Raw genomic sequence first — 17,246 nt, forward strand, 5'->3', positions numbered from 1 at the left:
GACTCAGCGTCAGAGTCCAATCACGGTAACGACAGGGGGCTATCGGCATATTTATAGTTGAAGGCCCCCACCGAGAGGTGCCGCGATGGACCTGTCCCTGCTGCGCACCTTCGTCGCCGTACACCGGGCGGGTTCCTTCACGCGGGCGGCCGCGCTCCTGGGGCTCTCCCAGCCCGCCGTCACCTCGCAGATCCGCACGCTCGAACGCCAGCTGGGCCGCCCGCTCTTCCACCGGCGGGCCCGCGGTGTCACACCGACCGCCATGGGCGACGAGCTCGCCCACAAGGCCGCCCCGCACCTCGACGCGCTGCTGCGGATCACCGAGGCCGAGCGCGTGACCGCCGGCGCCTTGCGCACCCTGCACGTCGCCGGGCCCCCCGAGTTCCTGTGCCTGCGCGTACTGCCCGCCCTCGCGCCCCTGGTCGGCCAGGGCCACACCCTGCGCGCCGCACTCCAGACCGGCGCCGAGGAGGCCCTCGACGGACTCGCCTCCGGCCACCACGACCTTGTGGTCACCACCGCCCGCCCCCGGGGCGGGCTCTTCACCGCCACGGCGCTGTGGGACGAGGAGCACGTGCTGGTCGCCGCGCCGTACTGGGCCGCGCTGATCGGCACGGACCGGTTACGCGAAGCCGGTGCCGCCGCTCTCGCGGGGATTCCGTTCGTCGAGGTCCACGAGAGCCTGCCCCTCGTCACCCGCTACTGGGCCGCCGTCTTCGACGCCCGGCCCGATGCCGGTGACGCCGCCGCCAGCGTGGTCGCGCCCGATCTGCGGGCGGTGCTCGCATGCGTGGAGGCCGGTGCCGGGTTCGCGGTCCTGCCCCGCTACCTGTGCCAGGACGCCCTCGACAGCGGCCGGATCGTGGCCCTCGCGGATCCCCCGGTGCCTCCGCTGCGCACCTGGTTCCTCGTCGTGCGGACCGGCAGCCTCTCCCTCGCCCACCTCGCCCGCGCCCACGAACGGCTGCTGCACGCCGCCGCACGCTGGTGAGCCCCGCTTTCCGGCCCGTGGCGCGTTTCAGAAGGGGAGCCGTGGGCCACTCTTCTCCCATGACCGAACGTCCCGTGGTCAAACGCACCGCCCGCGCGATCCTGCTCGACGGTGACGACCTGATCCTCATCAAGCGCACCAAGCCCGGCGTCGATCCGTACTGGCTCACTCCCGGAGGCGGGGTGGAGCCCTCGGACGCCACCGTCGTCGACGCCCTCCACCGGGAGGTCCACGAAGAACTCGGCGCGAAGATCATCGATGTGGTGCCCTGCTTCGTCGACACCGTCGAGCACATCGCCGACGGGGGAGTGACGGGCGTGAAGGTGCAGCACTTCTTCGTCTGCCACCTCGAATCGATGGACCCCAGCCAGCGGCACGGTCCCGAAATGGACCATCCCGAGGGCGAGTACGAGATCGTCCGCGTGCCCTTCAGCCGGGTGGGCATCGCCGCCGTCCACCTCGTTCCGCTGTCCCTGCGGCACTACCTCGACGGCAACATCGAGGGCGTGCGCGCCATGCACGCCCCCGACCTGGGCTGAGACGGCGGCCGGCCGAGGCTGGGGCCGGTGCGGGCGTGGCCGCCGGTCTCAGCCGGCCACGCCCGCCAGTTCCTCCACCGCGTCGTGGCGGATCCGATCGCCGGGGATCCCGATCCGCTTGAGCTCGTCGACTCCGCTGCGGATCATCGCGGGCGGCCCGGATATGAACGCGTCGTACGAACTCCACGGCCCGTGTTCGCCGACCGCCTGCGGCAGCTGCCCGGCGAGCCAGTCGCCGACCACCGGGCGCACCGACAGCCAGGGGTGTGAGCGCTGCAGCCCCAGCAGGGTGTCCTTGTCGTACAGGTCGTGGTCGCTGCGCGCCCCGAAGAACACCTCCACCGGGCGCCGCTCACCGTGTTCGGCCACGTCCTCGATCAGCGCCTTGATCGGGGCGATTCCGGTGCCACCGCCCAGGCAGAGCATCCCGTTGTCCGTCGTGTGGTCCACCACCATCGATCCGGCCGGGGGTCCGAGGCGCAGCACGTCCCCCGGGCGGGCGTGGCGCACCAGGGCGTTGGAGACCCAGCCCGCGGGCACGGCCTTGACGTGGAAGGAGAGCAGTCCGTCGGCGCGCGGCGCCGAGGCGAAGGAGTAGTGCCGCCACACCCGGGGCCACCACGGGGTCTCCAGGCTGGCGTACTGGCCGGCCAGGAAGGCGTACGGCTGGTCGGGACGGACGGTCAGCACCGCGATGTCCGCAGTGCGCAGGTCGTGCGAGACCACTTCCGCCTGCCACCACGCCGGGCTCGTGACCTCGTCCTCCGCGGCCGCGTCGATCATGATCTGGGAGATGGCGGTGTAGGCCCGTACCCACGCCGCCTCGGCCTCCGGTCCCCAGGTCGCCTGCGCGTACCGGGCCAGCGCACCGAGGAGGGCCTCGCCCACCACCGGGTAGTGGCCCGCCATGGTTCCGTACTTGCGGTGCCCGGTGCCCAGCCGGCGTAGATAGGGCGTGAGGACGGCCGGGTTGTCGATGTGCTCGGCCGCGGTCAGCAGTGCCTTCAGCAGCCGGTCGCGCTGGACGTCCATGGCGGCGGGGAACATGCCGCGCACTTCCGGGTGCCCGGTGAACACCAGGGCGTAGAAGTACGAGGTCACCTTGTCGGCGACGGGTGCGATGTCCGCGAGGGTCCGGCGGATCAGCACGGCATCCGGTGAGGGCTCGGCCGCACCACCCTCGGCGGGTATCCGGCCTGTCCCCCCTCGGGCCGATCTGGTGGGCGGAGCGTCCATGCGGTGCCTCGCTTCGAGCATCTCGGTCGGTCTGCAAGGCCACGGTCTGTGAATCCGTGGTTCCGGGTTTTACAGCGTGCCAGCCGGTCCGGAGGCCTGCGGGGAAATGCGGGAATTCCGCGTTTCGAACCCACTTTCCTCTTAAGATGCCTCAACTCCCGGGCGTGCCCCGCCCACCAGCTGGTAGGCCTCCCGAAGGTCCCGCCCCTCGTAGACGTGGGTGGCACGGTCCGCCAGATACGGCCGCGCGTTGACCGCCACCGAGACCGGCACCGCCTCGAAGAGCACCGCGTCGGTCATCGAGTCCCCGTACGCGACGCAGTCGCCGCGACTCACCCCGAACCGCCGGCACAGCCGGTCCGCCACCGTGACCTTGCCCTCGGGCGTCAGGATCCCGGACACCTCCATCGGCCCGGTGAACGGCACCCGTGGGAACACCGAACCGTGTGCCGCGTGGGCCCCCCACTCCAGCAGCAGTTCCACGAAGAAGGACGGCGACAAGGAGATCACCGCGCAGTAGTCCCCGCGCTCCCGGATCTCCCGCCACACCTCCTGGATGCCCCTCAGCCACGGGGAACCGTCGAAGGCCGCCCGGACGTGCTCCGGCGTCAGCTCCGACCACAGCGCATGAGCGGCCACCGAGAACTGCTGCGGCCCGATCTCCCGCGCACTGAACGATCGCTCCAGTTCGGCGATCTCGACGCTCAGTCCGAGCTGCCGGGAGATCTCGACCGGCGCCGCGGAGCCGAACATCAGGGTGCCGTCGAGGTCGAAGAGGTGCAGGGTGGCCATAGCCAACGAGGCTAAACCGTCCGCCCCACCCGGGCCGATGTTTCACGTGAAACATCGGCCCGTTTCTCCCCCCGGCCACCGCTGGGAGACACCCCGGTGAAACCCCTGTCCCAAATCCTCTGGACGGCTCCCGACCGCATGATCCAGTCTGAGTCGGTGACACCTCCACACCTGACCGAGCTGCCGATCCGAGCGCTGACCATGGACGATCTCCACCACTGCGCCGACCTCTCCGAAGACCGCGGCTGGCCCCGCGAAGACCACAAATGGAGACTGCTGCTCGCCGCCGGAAGCGGCTTCGGTATCGACGCCCCGGACGGACAGGGACTGGCTGCCGCCTGCATCGTCACCCGGTACGGCGGCACGCGCGAGGAGCCCGAACTCGCCGCCATCGGCATGGTCCTCATCGCCGACCGGTACTCCCGCCAGGGCCTCGGCCGCCGTCTGATGACCCACGTCTGCGACGACGTCCTCAAGGGCGTCCCGCTCACCCTGCACGCCACGCCCTACGGCCGCCCGCTCTACGAGGACCTCGGATTCGAGACCACCGGCCGCGCCGAGATGCTGAGGGGCGCCTTCCGCCCCGGCCCCGCGGCCGAGCCGGCCGGCAGCACCACCGTCCGGCCCGCCACCGCCGAGGACCTTCCGCGGATCCTCCGGCTGGACACCGAGGTCTTCGGCACCGACCGGACCCACATGATCACCCGGCTGCCCGCCTTCACCGACCGGCTGCTCGTCGCCGAGGACCGGGCGGGTTCCCTCACCGGCTACGCCGCGATCTGGCCCAACATGGAGACCCATGTCATCGGCCCGCTGATCGCCCGCGACACCGCCGGAGCCCAGGAGCTCGTCACCGCCCTCGCCGCCACCACCGACCGGCCGCTGCGCACCGACGTCGACGTACGGCACGAGGAGCTCATCGCCTGGCTCAAGGACCGCGGTCTCGGATCCGTCGCCTTCAACGCCGTCATGACCCGAGGCCTCCCGGGGTTGCCCGGCGACTGGACCCGCCGCTGGGCGCCGCTCACCGTGGCCGCGGGCTGAGAGAGGAACACCCCACCATGACCGACGCCCCCGAGCCGGACATCCGTCCCGCCACCGAGGCCGATCTTCCCGCCATCGTCGCCATGCTGGCCGACGACCCCCTGGGCGCCACCCGGGAATCCCCGGACGACCTCACCCCGTACCTCGCGGCTTTCAAGCGCCTGACCGAGGACCCGAACCAACACCTCGTCGTCGCCGTCCGGGAGGACCGCGTCGTGGGCACGCTCCAGCTGACGATCGTCCCCGGGCTCTCCCGCAAGGGGTCCACCCGCTCCATCATCGAGGGCGTCCGCGTCCACGCCGACGAGCGCGGCAGCGGCCTCGGCACCCGCTTCATCGAATGGGCGATCGAGAAGTCCCGGGCCGAACACTGCAGCCTCGTCCAGCTGACCTCGGACGCGACCCGCACCGACGCCCACCGCTTCTACGAGCGGCTCGGCTTCGCCGCCTCCCACGTCGGGTTCAAGCTGCAGCTCTGACCGGCCGCACCCGCAGGCCGGGCCGTCGTGTCAGCGGCCCGGCCTACGATCGGGAGGATGAGCCCCAGCCTGCCCCTCGTCACCACCGCCGAGCGCCGCCACCGCCTCGGCCGACGCCACCGACTGGCTCCTTCGGCCCGCGCCGCAACGGTCCCCGAGACCGCCGACGCCGTCGTCGCCCTGCACGCCACCGACGCCGCGACCGTCTTCCTCTCCGCCCGCGCCCGGCTCGTGGAAGGCAGCGCGGGCACGATCGAGCAGGCGCTCTACGAGGACGTGAGCCTGGTCCGGATGCTGAGCATGCGCAACACGCTCTTCGCCGTCTCGACCGGGCTCGCCCCGCACGTCGATTCCTCCACCGCCCGCGCCATCGCCGTCAAGGAGCGCCGCACCCTCCTCAAGCACCTCGAGGAGGACGGCCAGGGACTGGACGCCGCCTGGCTGGCCCAGGCAGAGACCGCGGCGCTCGAAGCCCTCGACAGCGGCGGGCCCTGCACCGGCAGCCAACTGTCCGCCGCCGTCCCCGCCCTGCGCCGGAAGATCACCATCGGCCGGGGCAAGAAGTACGAGACCGAGACCGGGGTCGCCACCCGCGTCATCCGCCTGCTGGCCGCCGACGGCCGGATCCGCCGCGACCGCCCGCGCGGCTCGTGGACCTCGAGCCAGTTCCGCTGGGTCCACACCGAGCCCTGGCCCGCCGTCCCGGCGGCCGAAGCACGCGCCGAGATCGCACGCCGCTGGCTCCACGCGTACGGGCCGGCCACCGAGGCCGACCTCAAGTGGTGGACGGGCTGGACGCTCGGCGACGTACGCAAGGCCCTCGCGGCGGTGGGTCCCGACCACGTGCGCCTGGAGGACGGGACCACCGCCCTCGTCAGCCCCGGGGACACGGCCCCCGAACCGGCACCGGAACCCTGGGCCGCCCTGCTGCCCGGCCTCGACCCCAGTGGCATGGGCTGGGCCGACCGCGGCTTCCACCTCGATCCCGCCCACCGGCCCGCTCTCTTCGACTACGCCGGCAACATCGGCCCCACGGTGTGGTGGAACGGCGAGATCGTCGGCGGCTGGGCCCAGCGCGGCGACGGCGAGATCGTCTGGCGGCTGCTGGCGGACCCCGGCCGCGCCGCCGAGCAGGCGATCACCGCCGAGGCCGCCCGCCTCGCCGCATGGGTCGGCGACGCCCGCATCACCCCGCGCTTCCGCACCCCGCTGGAGCGTGAACTCGTCGCCTGAGCCGGACCGTCAGCCGATGCCCCGCCAGCCCTGCGGGTCCACCCCGCCGGGCACCGGGCCCTGGGCGTCGTACGGCTCCCGCGTGAAGACGAAGGACGCCAGATCCAGGTGGCTGACCGAGCCGTCGCCGCGCCGCACCGCCCGCAGCGTCTCCCCCGCGTAGTAGCCGGACAGGCCGGTCCAGGTGCCGTCCGGCTCCGCCCGGAAGCGTGCGGACCGCCCGCTCGCGCCGACCGGCCCCAGCTCCAGCGATCCGTCCGCCTTCAGCCGCACCACCTGGGCCGACGTCCCCCAGTACCAGGTACCGCACACCTCCAGCGGCACCTGCTCGGCCTCCGTGAAGGGCCGCCACGGCTGCGGGAACCGCGGCTCGGCGTCCGCGACGACCGCCACCAGGTCGGCGGCCACCGACGAGGCCGGCAACCCCGAGGTGCAGTTCGCCAGCACCACTGCCGCCACGTCGTCCGCCTCGCTCAGCCACAGCCCCGCGACGAACCCGGGGAGCGATCCGCTGTGCCCCGCGAGCCGGCGCCCGTCCTGGACCGTCAGCTGCATGCCCAGCCCGTAGCCGGCCTCGGCGATGCCCGGCTCCGGCGGCGCCGCCGAGGTGCGCATCTCCCGTACGGAGTCCGCGCTCAGCACCCGCTCGTCACCGCGCAGCAGGAAGTCGGCGAACCGCGCCAAGTCCCTCGTCGTGGACCACAGCTGACCGGCCGGAGCCATCAGCCCCAAGTCCTCCAGCGGCTCGGGCATCATCAGGTCCGCCCACGGGTGCACCGCCCAGCCGCCCGCGTGCGGCGCCTGCGGCGACCCGCTCGTCCGGTCCAGCCCCAGCGGCTCCAGCACCTCCGCCCGCAGCACCTCTTCCCACGGCTTACCGCGCAGCGCCTCGACCAGCGAACCCAGCAGCGTGTAGCCGGGGTTGGAGTAGTGGTGCCGGCTCCCGGGCGCGTGCCGGAACGGCTCGTCCCCGAGCACGTCGGCGAGTTCGGGCCGCAGCGCACCGGGAGTGCGCTCCCACCACTCACCGGGCGTCTCCGCTGCCAGACCACCGGTGTGGGCCAGCAGTTGGGCGACGGTCACCTCACCCGCGCCGGTCCCCGGCAGGTGCTTTTCCAGCGGATCCCCGAGCGCCAGCAGGCCCTCGTCCCTCAGCCTCATCACCAGAACAGCGGTGAAGGTCTTGGTGATCGACCCGATCCGGTACTGGACGTTGCCGTCCGGGCCGTGACCCTCCACCGAGGTCCGGGAGCCCTCCCAGACCACCTTGCCGCCGCGCACCACGGCCGCCACCACGGACGGAGCCCGTCCCTCGCTCTGCGCGACGGCGATCCGGTGCAGCAGCGCACGCCGGGTGCCGGGAAGGATGTCCAGGTCTTCAGAGAGCTCGTCCATGATCGGATGCTACGTGTTGGCCATGTCCACGAACCGCGAATAATGGCCCTGGAAGGCGACCGTGATCGTCGCCGTGGGACCGTTTCGGTGCTTCGCCACGATCAGGTCCGCCTCACCCGCACGGGGGGACTCCTTCTCGTACGCGTCCTCGCGGTGCAGCAGGATCACCATGTCCGCGTCCTGCTCGATCGAGCCCGACTCACGCAGGTCGGAGACCATCGGCTTCTTGTCGGTGCGCTGTTCCGGACCACGGTTCAGCTGGGACAGCGCGATCACGGGGACCTCGAGCTCCTTCGCCAGCAGCTTGAGGTTTCGGGACATGTCCGAGACCTCCTGCTGGCGGCTCTCGGGACGGCGCGAGCCGCCCGACTGCATCAGCTGGAGGTAGTCGATGACCACGAGGGAGAGGTCGTTGCGCTGCTTGAGCCGGCGGCACTTGGCCCGGATCTCCATCATCGACAGGTTGGGGGAGTCGTCGATGTAGAGCGGGGCCGCGGACACGTCCGGCATCCGCCGGGCCAGCCGGGTCCAGTCGTCGTCGGTCATCGTGCCCGAGCGCATGTGGTGCAGAGCCACCCGGGCCTCGGCCGAGAGCAGGCGCATCGCGATCTCGTTGCGCCCCATTTCGAGGGAGAAGATCACGCTCGGCAGGTTGCTCTTGATGGAGCAGGCACGCGCGAAGTCCAGCGCGAGCGTGGACTTGCCCATGGCGGGACGGGCCGCGATGACGATCATCTGGCCGGGGTGCAGGCCGTTGGTCAGCGAGTCGAGGTCCGTGAAGCCGGTCGGCACGCCCGACATCTGGCCGCTGCGCGACCCGATCGCCTCGATCTCGTCGAGGGCGCCCTCCATGATGTCGCCGAGTGGCAGGTAGTCCTCGGAGGTCCGCTGCTCGGTGACGGCGTAGATCTCGGCCTGGGCGCTGTTGACGATCTCGTCGACGTCGCCGTCGGCCGCATAGCCCATCTGCGTGATCTTGGTACCGGCCGCGACCAGGCGGCGCAGGACGGCGCGCTCGTGGACGATCTCCGCGTAGTACTCGGCGTTGGCCGCGGTCGGGACCGACTGCACCAGCGTGTGCAGGTACGAGGCTCCGCCGACCTTGCTGATCTCTCCGCGCCGGGTCAGCTCGGCGCCGACGGTGATCGGGTCGGCGGGCTCTCCCTTGGCGTACAGGTCGAGGATGGCCTGGTAGATCGTCTCGTGCGAGGGCCGGTAGAAGTCGTGGCCTTTGAGGACCTCGACGACATCGGCGATCGCGTCCTTGGACAGCAGCATGCCGCCGAGCACCGACTGCTCGGCGTCGAGGTCCTGCGGGGGGACGCGCTCGAAGCCGCCGGCACCGCCGCCGTCCCAGGAGCCGCCCTCGCGGCCCCGGTCGTGCTGCTCTTCCCCGCGTCCGCGGCCTTCGGTGTTGCGGCGGGGACGGGGCGGCAGACGGTCACCCGGACCGCTGTCGGCCCAGGGGTCGTCCATGGGCTCGGGCATGCTCACCGGGCCGCCTCCTCACGTCCGCAACGCGGACCTTGCCGTGCCACTCTTTCTACGGCACGGCTCTGACATTTTCGGGCGCCCGAATCGGCTGTCGGCGAGTCGGGCAACGCACCACGGTAGGGCCGACGGCGGCGTCAGCCAATCTTGTTATCCACAGGCTGTGTGGATGAGATGTGGACGACGGCGCCAATGCTGTGGGTAAGTCCCCGGAAGCTGTGCACGGACCAGGGGACGACGCTGTGGACAAAATCACCCGCCCCACCCTTCCACCCCCTCTGACCTGCGGTTTCCTGTCAGGAAGAGCCGGCTGCGGAAAAATCTTGGCCGTGGTTCCGAGATCGCCTCCAATGGGTGGGGAGGAACGCGCAAGTCAGCGCCTTGGTAAGGATCTAAACAGGGTTGCATCTATTACCTGTGGAAGATTAGATTGAGCACATGACACAGGCCCCCGCCGCATCGAAGACTGCGCTCAGACGGCACGACCGAGAGATCTTCGCGCTCGCCGTCCCCGCCTTCGGCGCCCTCGTCGCCGAACCCCTCTTCGTGATGGCCGACAGCGCCATCGTCGGGCACCTCGGGACGCCCCAGCTGGCGGGCCTCGGCATCGCGGCGGCTCTGCTCACCACCGCCGTGAGCGTCTTCGTCTTCCTCGCCTACGCCACGACCGCGGCCGTCTCCCGCAGGGTCGGAGCGGGCGACCTGCAGGCGGCCATCAGGCAGGGCATGGACGGCATCTGGCTCGCCCTCCTGCTCGGCGCGGCCGTCATCGCGGTGTTCCTGCCCGCCGCTCCCTGGCTGGTCTCCGTCTTCGGCGCCTCCGACACCGTCGCCCCGTACGCGATCACCTACCTGCGGATCTCCGCGCTCGGCATCCCGGCCATGCTCATGGTCCTGGCCGCCACCGGTGTGCTCCGCGGCCTCCAGGACACCCGTACGCCGCTCTACGTCGCCGTGGCCGGCTTCGCCCTCAACGCGGGCCTGAACGCCCTCCTCGTCTACGGCGCCGGCCTCGGCATCGCCGGCTCCGCCTGGGGCACGGTCATCGCCCAGTGCGCCATGGCGGCCGCCTACCTCGTCGTCGTCATCCGCGGGGCCCGGCGGCACCACGCCTCCCTGCGACCGGACCTGGCGGGGATCCGGGCCTGCGCCCAGGCCGGCGCACCCCTGCTGGTCCGCACCCTGTCCCTGCGCGCCATCCTGGTGATCGCGACCGCCGTGGCCGCCCGGCTGGGCGATGCCGACATCGCCGCCCACCAGATCCTGCTCTCCCTGTGGAGCCTGCTCGCCTTCGCGCTGGACGCCATCGCGATCGCCGGGCAGGCGATCATCGGCCGCTACCTGGGCGCGGGCGACACCGACGGCGCCAAGGCCGTCTGCCGCCGCATGGTGCAGTGGGGGATCGTCTCCGGGATCGTGCTCGGCCTCCTGGTGGTCCTGGCCCGCCCCGTGTTCATCCCGCTGTTCACCAGCGATCCGGCGGTCGAGGACGTCCTGCTGCCCGCCCTGCTGGTCGTCGCGCTCTCCCAGCCCGTCTCCGGCATCGTCTTCGTTCTCGACGGCGTCCTGATGGGTGCGGGGGACGGCCGCTACCTGGCGCGGGCGATGCTGGTGACGCTGGCCCTGTTCACCCCGGCGGCGCTCCTCGTACCGGTGGTGGGAGGCGGCCTGACGACGCTGTGGTGGGCCATGACGCTGATGATGCTGGTCCGGATGGTCACTCTCCAGCTGCGCGCCCGCTCGGGCCGGTGGCTGGTGGCGGGAGCCACCCGCTAGACGGTGTTTCACGTGAAACATCCGCCGTTTCACGTGAAACATGCGCCCCGGCTCGGCCGTGTTTCACGTGAAACATCGGCCGAGCTCCCGCAGGACCCGCAGGACCCGGCAACGACGAAGGGCCGCACCCCAGCGGGGTGCGGCCCTTCGTGTGCGCAGCCTTAGGCGGCGACGACCTCGACGCCCACGTTCGCGGCCACGTCGGCGTGCAGACGCACGGAGACCTGGTACGAACCGAGGGTCTTGATCGGGGAGCCCAGCTCGACGCGGCGCTTGTCGACCTTCGGGCCGCCCGAGGACTCGATCGCCGTGGCGATGTCGGCCGGGGTCACGGAACCGAAGAGGCGACCGGCGTCACCCGCGCGGGTGGCCAGACGGACCTTCACGCCCTCGAGCTTGGCCTTGACCTCGTTGGCCTGCTCGATGGTCGCGATCTCGTGGATCTTGCGGGCGCGGCGGATCTGCGCCACGTCCTTCTCGCCACCCTTGGTCCAGCGGATCGCGAAACCACGCGGGACCAGGTAGTTGCGAGCGTAACCGTCCTTGACGTCGACGACATCGCCGGCGGCACCGAGGCCAGAAACCTCGTGGGTCAGGATGATCTTCATTAGTCGGTCACCCTTTCCTTATCGCGCGGTGGACGTGTAGGGCAGCAGCGCCATCTCACGGCTGTTCTTCACGGCCGTGGCGACGTCACGCTGGTGCTGCGTGCAGTTGCCGGTAACGCGGCGGGCACGGATCTTGCCGCGGTCGGAAATGAATTTCCGCAGCATGTTCGTGTCCTTGTAGTCCACGTAAGCGGTCTTGTCCTTGCAGAACGCGCAGACCTTCTTCTTAGGCTTGCGCACAGGCGGCTTCGCCATTGTGTCTCTCCTGTGTGATCAAGAAGTGTGGATGCGAGCTGCCCTAGAAGGGCGGCTCGTCCGAGTAGCCACCGCCGGAGCCGCCGGAGCTTCCGCCCCAGCCGCCCCCGCCGCCGCCCTGCTGCTGGCCGCCGGCCGGCGCGCTGGACGCCCACGGGTCGTCGGAGGGAGCTCCGCCGCCCTGCGGGGCGCCGCCGCTGGGGGCTCCGCCCCAGCCACCGCCGCCGCCCTGCTGCTGCTGTCCGCCGCCGTATCCACCCTGGCCACCGCGACCGGTGGTCTTGGCGACCTTGGCCGTGGCGTTCTTCAGGCTGGGGCCGACTTCCTCGACGTCCAGCTCGTAGACCGTGCGCTTGACACCCTCACGGTCCTCGTACGACCGCTGCCTCAGCCGGCCCTGCACGATGACGCGCATGCCCCGCTGGAGGGATTCGGCGACGTTCTCCGCCGCCTGCCGCCACACCGAGCAGGTCAGGAACAGGCTCTCGCCGTCCTTCCACTCATTGGTCTGACGGTCGAAGGTGCGGGGGGTGGACGCGACACGGAACTTCGCGACCGCCGCACCCGAGGGGGTGAAGCGCAGCTCGGGGTCGTCGACGAGATTGCCGACGACCGTGATGACGGTCTCGCCTGCCATGGATGAACCTCTCGGCGGGGATTGCTGCTGGGCTGCTGTGCTACTCGATCCCGATTACCGCTGAACCGAAGTTCAGTGGGTCTCGGGGCGAAGGACCTTGGTCCGGAGAACCGACTCGTTCAGGTTCATCTGTCGGTCAAGCTCCTTGACGACCGCAGGCTCGGCCTGAAGGTCGATGACCGAGTAGATGCCCTCGGGCTTCTTCTTGATCTCGTAAGCGAGACGACGACGGCCCCAGGTGTCGACCTTCTCGACCTTTCCGTTGCCCTCACGGACGACGGAGAGGAAGTTCTCGATCAGCGGGGAGACAGCGCGCTCCTCGAGATCGGGGTCGAGGATGACCATCACTTCGTAGTGACGCATGTGGAACCCACCTCCTTTGGACTCAGCGGCCACGGTCGTTCCGTGGCAGGAGGGTCGTGATGCGTGCGCACGGTGTCCGAGACCAGACACCGCGCAGCTGTACAGACTACCTCCTCGACTCCTTCCGGTTGAAATCCGGCGCCAGGGGGACACAATCTGTATCCATCGGGTGTGCTCGGTGCTATGCCCCCCGGCTCCGCCGGAGGCGGCCCCGCGCACCGCTCTGCTTCAGCCAGGAGGTGCCTTCCGATGGCACAGGCCATGCGACCCCAGTCCACACAGCCGCCGATCTCGCTCTTCTCGACCGACGGCAAGCCCCACCCGCTGCAGGACACCCTGATGGCGGTCACCCTGGTCCTCGGCGCCGTGGCGTTCGTCACGGCGTTCTTCCACCACCTGCACCTGCTCAGCTCGTGGACCGGGCTGATCGGAATCCTCACCGGTGCGTACGGGCAGTTCATCTCCGTCACGACACGCGAGCGCTTCGCACTGATCATCGGCCTGGGCGCAGCGGGCATCGGCTTCTTCCTCGGCATGGCGCACGGCGGCCTGTTCGGCGGCTGGCTGGGCTGACCGGGGTACCTCCGCGACAGGGGCCCGCCCACACCGGGCCGGGCCTGCGGCCCGTCCCCCAGATGGGTGGTGCCCCTGTCGCAGTAGGCTTCGCGCCATAGCCAGCGAAGCCGCCGGAGGAGACACCCCGCATGAGCCTGTCCCTGAGCACCATCAGCCGAGAGCAGCATCTGGCCTACCTCCAGAGCCTGCCTTCGGCTAGCCACTGCCAGGTCCCGGCATGGGCCGACGTCAAGAACGAATGGCGTTCGGAGAACCTCGGCTGGTTCGACAAGTCCGGCGAACTCGTCGGTGTGGCCCTGGTGTTGTACCGCCAGCTGCCCAAGGTGAAGCGGTACCTCGCCTACCTGCCCGAGGGCCCGGTCATCAACTGGTACGCCCCGAATCTGGAGGACTGGATCCAGCCGATGCTGGCCCACCTCAAGAACCAGGGCGCCTTCACCGTGAAGATGGGCCCGCCCGTCGTCATCCGCCGCTGGAACTCCGCCGCCATCAAGGCCGGCATCCAGGACCCCGACGTCAAGCGCCTGCGCGACGTGGAGGCCTCGGTCATCGAGCCGCGCGCCTTCGAGGTGTCCGACAAGCTGCGCCGGATGGGCTGGCAGCAGGCCGAGGACGGCGGCGCCGGATTCGGCGACGTCCAGCCCCGCTACGTCTTCCAGGTGCCGCTGGCCAACCGCTCGCTGGACGATGTCCTCAAGGGCTTCAACCAGCTGTGGCGCCGCAACATCAAGAAGGCCGAGAAGGCCGGCGTCGAGGTCGTCCAGGGCGGCTACGACGACCTGCCGACCTGGCAGCACCTGTACGAGATCACCGCCGAGCGCGACAAGTTCCGCCCGCGCCCGCTCAGCTACTTCCAGCGCCAGTGGACGGCCCTCAACTCCGAGGACCCCAACCGGATGCGGCTGTACATCGCCACGCACGAGGGGGAGCCGCTGGCCGCCGCCACGATGCTCACCGTCGGCCAGCACGTCTGGTACTCGTACGGCGCCTCCGCCAACCATAAGCGCGAGGTGCGCCCGTCCAACGCGATGCAGTGGCGCATGCTGCGCGATTCGTACGCACTGGGCGCGAGCGTCTACGACCTGCGCGGCATCTCTGACACGCTGGACGAGAACGACCACCTGTTCGGTCTGATCCAGTTCAAGGTCGGCACGGGCGGCGAGGCCGTCGAGTACGTCGGCGAGTGGGACTTCCCGCTCAACAAGGTGCTGCACAAGGCGCTCGACATCTACATGTCGCGTCGCTGACTCCACCCCACCCCACACACGAGAGGCTCCGGACGGGCATGGCGCTCACGCTCTACGTCGACACCGCGCGCTGGCGTGCGCACCAGAAGCAGATCCAGGACCAGTTCCCCGGAATGATCCCGGTCTGCAAGGGCAACGGGTACGGCTTCGGCCACGAGCGCCTGTGCGAGGAGGCGACCCGGATGGGCGCCGACGTGCTGGCCGTCGGGACGACGTACGAGGCCGCCAGCATCAAGGACTGGTTCGGCGGCGACCTGCTGGTCCTCACCCCGTTCCGGCGGGGCGAGGATCCGGTGCCGCTGCCCGACCGGGTCATCCGCTCGGTGTCCTCGCTGGACGGGGTCCGCGGTCTGGTCGGCGCCCGTGTGGTCATCGAGTGCATGAGCTCGATGCGCCGCCACGGCATCTCCGAGCAGGACCTGGGGCAGTTGCACGCGGCGATCGAGGACGTGCGGCTGGAGGGCTTCGCGCTGCACCTGCCGCTGGACCGCCCGGACGGCTCGGACGCCGTCGAGGAGGTCATCGGCTGGATGGACCGGCTGCGCGCGGCCCGGCTGCCGCTGCACACCATGTTCGTCAGCCACCTGCGCGCCGAGGAACTGGCCCGGCTCCAGCAGCAGTTCCCGCAGACCCGCTTCCGCGCGCGGATCGGGACCCGGCTGTGGCTGGGCGACCACGACGCGACCGAGTACCGCGGCGCGGTCCTCGACGTCACGCGCGTGGCCAAGGGCGACCGCTTCGGCTACCGCCAGCAGAAGGCCGCGTCCGACGGCTGGCTGGTCGTCGTCGCCGGCGGTACCTCGCACGGCGTGGGACTGGAGGCCCCCAAGGCCCTCCACGGCGTGATGCCGCGTGCCAAGGGCGTTGCCCGGGCGGGCCTGGCCACCGTCAACCGCAACCTGTCGCCGTTCGTGTGGGCGGGCAAGCAGCGCTGGTTCGCCGAGCCCCCGCACATGCAGGTGTCGATCCTGTTCGTGCCGTCGGACGCTCCGGAGCCCAAGGTGGGCGACGAGCTCGTGGCACACCTGCGCCACACGACCACGCAGTTCGACCGGGTGCTCGACGCCTGACCGGCTGCCCGCCGACCGGTCCTGACCGGCCGGCGCGCCGGGGTCAGTCCTTGGGGGCCGTGCCCCAGTCGACCCGCTGTCCCTCCGAGGGCGTCGCGTACCGCGGCGCCCTCGCCGCGTCCGAGAGCACGAACACGTCCTCGGCCCCGTCCAGGACGCCGCCGGAGGGGTCGTCCGAGCCGTCCCGGCGCACGACGTCCCGTTCGGGCATCAGGATGTCGCGGACGATGACGGCGCACAGGTAGAGGGTGCCCAGCAGATGGGCGGCGATCGCCAGCTGGTAGCCCTCCGTGGGCAGTCCCTGGTGCTTGTCCCCGCTGCTCGTGTAGGCCAGGTAGAACCAGATCCCGAAGAAGTACACGACCTCCGTGGCCTGCCAGATCAGGAAGTCCCGCCAGCGCGGCCTTGCCAGCGCCGCGAGCGGGATGAGCCACAGCACGTACTGCGGCGAGTAGACCTTGTTGCACAGGATGAAGGCGGCGACGACCAGGAAGGCCAGCTGGGCGAAGCGGGGCCGGCGCGGGGCGGTCAGGGTGAGCAGGCCGATGGCTCCGCAGAGCAGCAGGGTCAGCCCGGTCGCGTACGTGTTGGCGCCGTCCAGGGGGTTGCCCGAGCGCTGGGAGATCAGCAGCCACACGGAGCCGAAGTCGATGGGCCGTTCCTGGCTGAAGGTGTAGAACTTCGTCCAGCCGTCCCAGGCGAGGACCATGACGGGCAGGTTCACCACGAGCCAGGATCCGGCCGCGCCGAGCGTCGCGGCGCCGAAGGCGCGCCACGCGCCGGCCCGCCAGCACAGGACGAACAGCACCCCGAGCAGCAGGACCGGGTAGAGCTTCGCCGCCGTGGCCAGGCCGATGAGGACTCCGAAGAGCAGCGTCCGGCCACGGGACCACATGAGCATCCCGGCGGCGGTCAGGGCGATGGCCAGCAGGTCCCAGTTGATCGTCGCGGTGAGCGCGAAGGCCGGCGCGAGGGCGAACAGCAGGGCGTCCCAGGGGCGGCGGCGGTGCGTCCGGGCCACGCACACGGCGATGACCGCCGTGCAGGCCATCAGCATGCCCGCGTTGACCATCCAGTACATCTGCTCGCGGTGCTGGAGCGAGCCGCTGCCGGGTGTCAGCCAGGAGGCGATCTCCATGAAGAGCCCGGTGAGCACCGGGTACTCCAGGTACTCCATGTCGCCGGGGAGCCGGTCGAAGTACGGGGTCAGATTGTCGGCGAAGCCGCGTACCGCGTAGAGGTGCGGGATGTCGGAGTAGCAGGCGTGGGTGTACTGGGAGGCCGCACCCCGGAACCATGCCCAGTCGTAGCAGGGCAGCTTCTGCACCATGCCCAGCGCGAACACGCCGATGGCGATGAGGGCCACCACGCGGACGGGCCCCAGCCAGTGGCCGCCGAGCCGGGCGTGGCGGCCGAGCGGGCCGCCGAGGAACTCACTGCCCGCTGCGGCGACCTCGTCCTGCTGGGTGGGCAGTACGGGGCTGTCCTCGTGCACCTTGGTCATGGGCTCATCC

The 17,246-nt window shown here is 70.7% G+C and carries 18 protein-coding genes; 9 read left to right on the forward strand and 9 right to left on the reverse strand.

Features of this window, described 5'->3' with window-relative positions; all coding sequences use genetic code 11:
- Window positions 1-85: 85 nt before the first annotated feature.
- Together ACZ6I1_RS06915 and ACZ6I1_RS06920 are read left to right on the forward strand one after the other, a co-directional pair.
- Window positions 86-991 carry a LysR family transcriptional regulator gene (locus ACZ6I1_RS06915; protein WP_469283976.1) on the forward strand — a complete coding sequence of 302 codons (906 nt, stop codon included), beginning with the start codon at window positions 86-88 and terminating at the stop codon, window positions 989-991.
- Between the two features lie 59 nt (window positions 992-1,050).
- On the forward strand, window positions 1,051-1,530 hold the full coding sequence (locus ACZ6I1_RS06920; protein WP_469283977.1) for an NUDIX domain-containing protein: 480 nt from the start codon (window positions 1,051-1,053) through the stop codon (window positions 1,528-1,530).
- 48 nt (window positions 1,531-1,578) lie between these two features.
- Here the strand turns inward: ACZ6I1_RS06920 and ACZ6I1_RS06925 are convergent, their stop codons facing one another.
- A complete protein-coding gene (locus ACZ6I1_RS06925) occupies window positions 1,579-2,787 on the reverse strand; it encodes a globin domain-containing protein (RefSeq protein ID WP_469283979.1) in 1,209 nt (402 codons plus the stop codon).
- A gap of 120 nt (window positions 2,788-2,907) precedes the next feature.
- Window positions 2,908-3,558, reverse strand: coding sequence for an HAD family hydrolase (locus tag ACZ6I1_RS06930; protein WP_469283981.1), 651 nt, complete (start codon window positions 3,556-3,558; stop codon window positions 2,908-2,910).
- Between the two features lie 156 nt (window positions 3,559-3,714).
- Here ACZ6I1_RS06930 and ACZ6I1_RS06935 point away from each other — a divergent pair, with 156 nt between their 5' ends.
- Genes ACZ6I1_RS06935 through ACZ6I1_RS06945 form a run of 3 tightly spaced genes read left to right on the forward strand, consistent with a single transcriptional unit; the run spans window position 3,715 to window position 6,314 of the window.
- The gene (locus ACZ6I1_RS06935; RefSeq protein WP_469283983.1) at window positions 3,715-4,602 is read left to right on the forward strand and encodes a GNAT family N-acetyltransferase; all 888 of its coding nucleotides are present in this window, start codon (window positions 3,715-3,717) and stop codon (window positions 4,600-4,602) included.
- A 17-nt stretch (window positions 4,603-4,619) separates the two neighbouring features.
- Window positions 4,620-5,081 (forward strand): GNAT family N-acetyltransferase, encoded by a 462-nt coding sequence (locus ACZ6I1_RS06940; protein WP_469283985.1) that lies wholly within the window; start codon window positions 4,620-4,622, stop codon window positions 5,079-5,081.
- Window positions 5,082-5,138: 57 nt separating this feature from the next.
- The gene (locus ACZ6I1_RS06945; protein WP_469283988.1) at window positions 5,139-6,314 is read left to right on the forward strand and encodes a winged helix DNA-binding domain-containing protein; all 1,176 of its coding nucleotides are present in this window, start codon (window positions 5,139-5,141) and stop codon (window positions 6,312-6,314) included.
- Window positions 6,315-6,323: 9 nt separating this feature from the next.
- Here ACZ6I1_RS06945 and ACZ6I1_RS06950 read toward each other — a convergent pair whose 3' ends face one another.
- Window positions 6,324-7,709 carry a serine hydrolase domain-containing protein gene (locus ACZ6I1_RS06950; RefSeq protein ID WP_469283990.1) on the reverse strand — a complete coding sequence of 462 codons (1,386 nt, stop codon included), beginning with the start codon at window positions 7,707-7,709 and terminating at the stop codon, window positions 6,324-6,326.
- Between the two features lie 9 nt (window positions 7,710-7,718).
- Window positions 7,719-9,185: a replicative DNA helicase gene (dnaB, locus tag ACZ6I1_RS06955; protein ID WP_469284378.1), complete on the reverse strand. Its 1,467-nt coding sequence runs from the start codon at window positions 9,183-9,185 to the stop codon at window positions 7,719-7,721.
- Between the two features lie 453 nt (window positions 9,186-9,638).
- On the opposite strand from dnaB, the gene ACZ6I1_RS06960 reads away from it, so the two are divergent.
- Window positions 9,639-10,976 carry an MATE family efflux transporter gene (locus tag ACZ6I1_RS06960; protein ID WP_469283992.1) on the forward strand — a complete coding sequence of 446 codons (1,338 nt, stop codon included), beginning with the start codon at window positions 9,639-9,641 and terminating at the stop codon, window positions 10,974-10,976.
- Window positions 10,977-11,137: 161 nt separating this feature from the next.
- Here ACZ6I1_RS06960 and rplI read toward each other — a convergent pair whose 3' ends face one another.
- The 4 genes from rplI to rpsF form a co-directional block, all read right to left on the reverse strand.
- Window positions 11,138-11,584, reverse strand: coding sequence for a 50S ribosomal protein L9 (gene rplI / locus ACZ6I1_RS06965; RefSeq protein WP_360902748.1), 447 nt, complete (start codon window positions 11,582-11,584; stop codon window positions 11,138-11,140).
- An 18-nt stretch (window positions 11,585-11,602) separates the two neighbouring features.
- Window positions 11,603-11,839, reverse strand: a complete 237-nt coding sequence (gene rpsR / locus ACZ6I1_RS06970) for a 30S ribosomal protein S18 (RefSeq protein WP_005315025.1) — start codon at window positions 11,837-11,839, stop codon at window positions 11,603-11,605.
- A gap of 43 nt (window positions 11,840-11,882) precedes the next feature.
- Window positions 11,883-12,476 carry a single-stranded DNA-binding protein gene (locus tag ACZ6I1_RS06975; protein WP_469283994.1) on the reverse strand — a complete coding sequence of 198 codons (594 nt, stop codon included), beginning with the start codon at window positions 12,474-12,476 and terminating at the stop codon, window positions 11,883-11,885.
- A gap of 72 nt (window positions 12,477-12,548) precedes the next feature.
- Window positions 12,549-12,839 carry a 30S ribosomal protein S6 gene (gene rpsF / locus ACZ6I1_RS06980; protein ID WP_004950685.1) on the reverse strand — a complete coding sequence of 97 codons (291 nt, stop codon included), beginning with the start codon at window positions 12,837-12,839 and terminating at the stop codon, window positions 12,549-12,551.
- Window positions 12,840-13,088: 249 nt separating this feature from the next.
- Here rpsF and ACZ6I1_RS06985 point away from each other — a divergent pair, with 249 nt between their 5' ends.
- The 3 genes from ACZ6I1_RS06985 to ACZ6I1_RS06995 all read left to right on the forward strand — a co-directional run bounded on the left by ACZ6I1_RS06985 (window position 13,089) and on the right by ACZ6I1_RS06995 (window position 15,732).
- Window positions 13,089-13,412 (forward strand): hypothetical protein, encoded by a 324-nt coding sequence (locus tag ACZ6I1_RS06985; protein WP_469283996.1) that lies wholly within the window; start codon window positions 13,089-13,091, stop codon window positions 13,410-13,412.
- 131 nt (window positions 13,413-13,543) lie between these two features.
- Complete coding sequence (locus tag ACZ6I1_RS06990) at window positions 13,544-14,662, forward strand: lipid II:glycine glycyltransferase FemX (protein WP_469283999.1); 1,119 nt, start codon at window positions 13,544-13,546, stop codon at window positions 14,660-14,662.
- A 38-nt stretch (window positions 14,663-14,700) separates the two neighbouring features.
- Window positions 14,701-15,732 (forward strand): alanine racemase, encoded by a 1,032-nt coding sequence (locus ACZ6I1_RS06995; RefSeq protein WP_362582414.1) that lies wholly within the window; start codon window positions 14,701-14,703, stop codon window positions 15,730-15,732.
- A 43-nt stretch (window positions 15,733-15,775) separates the two neighbouring features.
- On the opposite strand, the gene ACZ6I1_RS07000 is transcribed toward ACZ6I1_RS06995, so the two are convergent.
- Window positions 15,776-17,236, reverse strand: a complete 1,461-nt coding sequence (locus ACZ6I1_RS07000; protein ID WP_469284003.1) for a glycosyltransferase family 87 protein — start codon at window positions 17,234-17,236, stop codon at window positions 15,776-15,778.
- Between the last annotated feature and the right edge of the window lie 10 nt (window positions 17,237-17,246).

Source organism: Streptomyces sp. NPDC046303 (genome assembly GCF_055588085.1).

Excerpts from the sequence above, each read along its gene's own strand:
- ACZ6I1_RS06975 (WP_469283994.1), bottom strand. The coding sequence starts at position 12,476 with ATGGCAGGCGAGACCGTCATCACGGTCGTCGGCAATCTCGTCGACGAC.
- ACZ6I1_RS06940 (WP_469283985.1), top strand. The coding sequence starts at position 4,620 with ATGACCGACGCCCCCGAGCCGGACATCCGTCCCGCCACCGAGGCCGAT.
- dnaB (WP_469284378.1), bottom strand. The coding sequence starts at position 9,185 with ATGGACGACCCCTGGGCCGACAGCGGTCCGGGTGACCGTCTGCCGCCC.
- rplI (WP_360902748.1), bottom strand. The coding sequence starts at position 11,584 with ATGAAGATCATCCTGACCCACGAGGTTTCTGGCCTCGGTGCCGCCGGC.
- ACZ6I1_RS06945 (WP_469283988.1), top strand. The coding sequence starts at position 5,139 with ATGAGCCCCAGCCTGCCCCTCGTCACCACCGCCGAGCGCCGCCACCGC.
- ACZ6I1_RS06960 (WP_469283992.1), top strand. The coding sequence starts at position 9,639 with ATGACACAGGCCCCCGCCGCATCGAAGACTGCGCTCAGACGGCACGAC.
- ACZ6I1_RS06920 (WP_469283977.1), top strand. The coding sequence starts at position 1,051 with ATGACCGAACGTCCCGTGGTCAAACGCACCGCCCGCGCGATCCTGCTC.
- ACZ6I1_RS06990 (WP_469283999.1), top strand. The coding sequence starts at position 13,544 with ATGAGCCTGTCCCTGAGCACCATCAGCCGAGAGCAGCATCTGGCCTAC.
- ACZ6I1_RS06925 (WP_469283979.1), bottom strand. The coding sequence starts at position 2,787 with ATGCTCGAAGCGAGGCACCGCATGGACGCTCCGCCCACCAGATCGGCC.
- rpsR (WP_005315025.1), bottom strand. The coding sequence starts at position 11,839 with ATGGCGAAGCCGCCTGTGCGCAAGCCTAAGAAGAAGGTCTGCGCGTTC.
- ACZ6I1_RS06985 (WP_469283996.1), top strand. The coding sequence starts at position 13,089 with ATGGCACAGGCCATGCGACCCCAGTCCACACAGCCGCCGATCTCGCTC.
- ACZ6I1_RS06930 (WP_469283981.1), bottom strand. The coding sequence starts at position 3,558 with ATGGCCACCCTGCACCTCTTCGACCTCGACGGCACCCTGATGTTCGGC.
- ACZ6I1_RS07000 (WP_469284003.1), bottom strand. The coding sequence starts at position 17,236 with ATGACCAAGGTGCACGAGGACAGCCCCGTACTGCCCACCCAGCAGGAC.
- ACZ6I1_RS06995 (WP_362582414.1), top strand. The coding sequence starts at position 14,701 with ATGGCGCTCACGCTCTACGTCGACACCGCGCGCTGGCGTGCGCACCAG.
- rpsF (WP_004950685.1), bottom strand. The coding sequence starts at position 12,839 with ATGCGTCACTACGAAGTGATGGTCATCCTCGACCCCGATCTCGAGGAG.
- ACZ6I1_RS06950 (WP_469283990.1), bottom strand. The coding sequence starts at position 7,709 with ATGGACGAGCTCTCTGAAGACCTGGACATCCTTCCCGGCACCCGGCGT.
- ACZ6I1_RS06915 (WP_469283976.1), top strand. The coding sequence starts at position 86 with ATGGACCTGTCCCTGCTGCGCACCTTCGTCGCCGTACACCGGGCGGGT.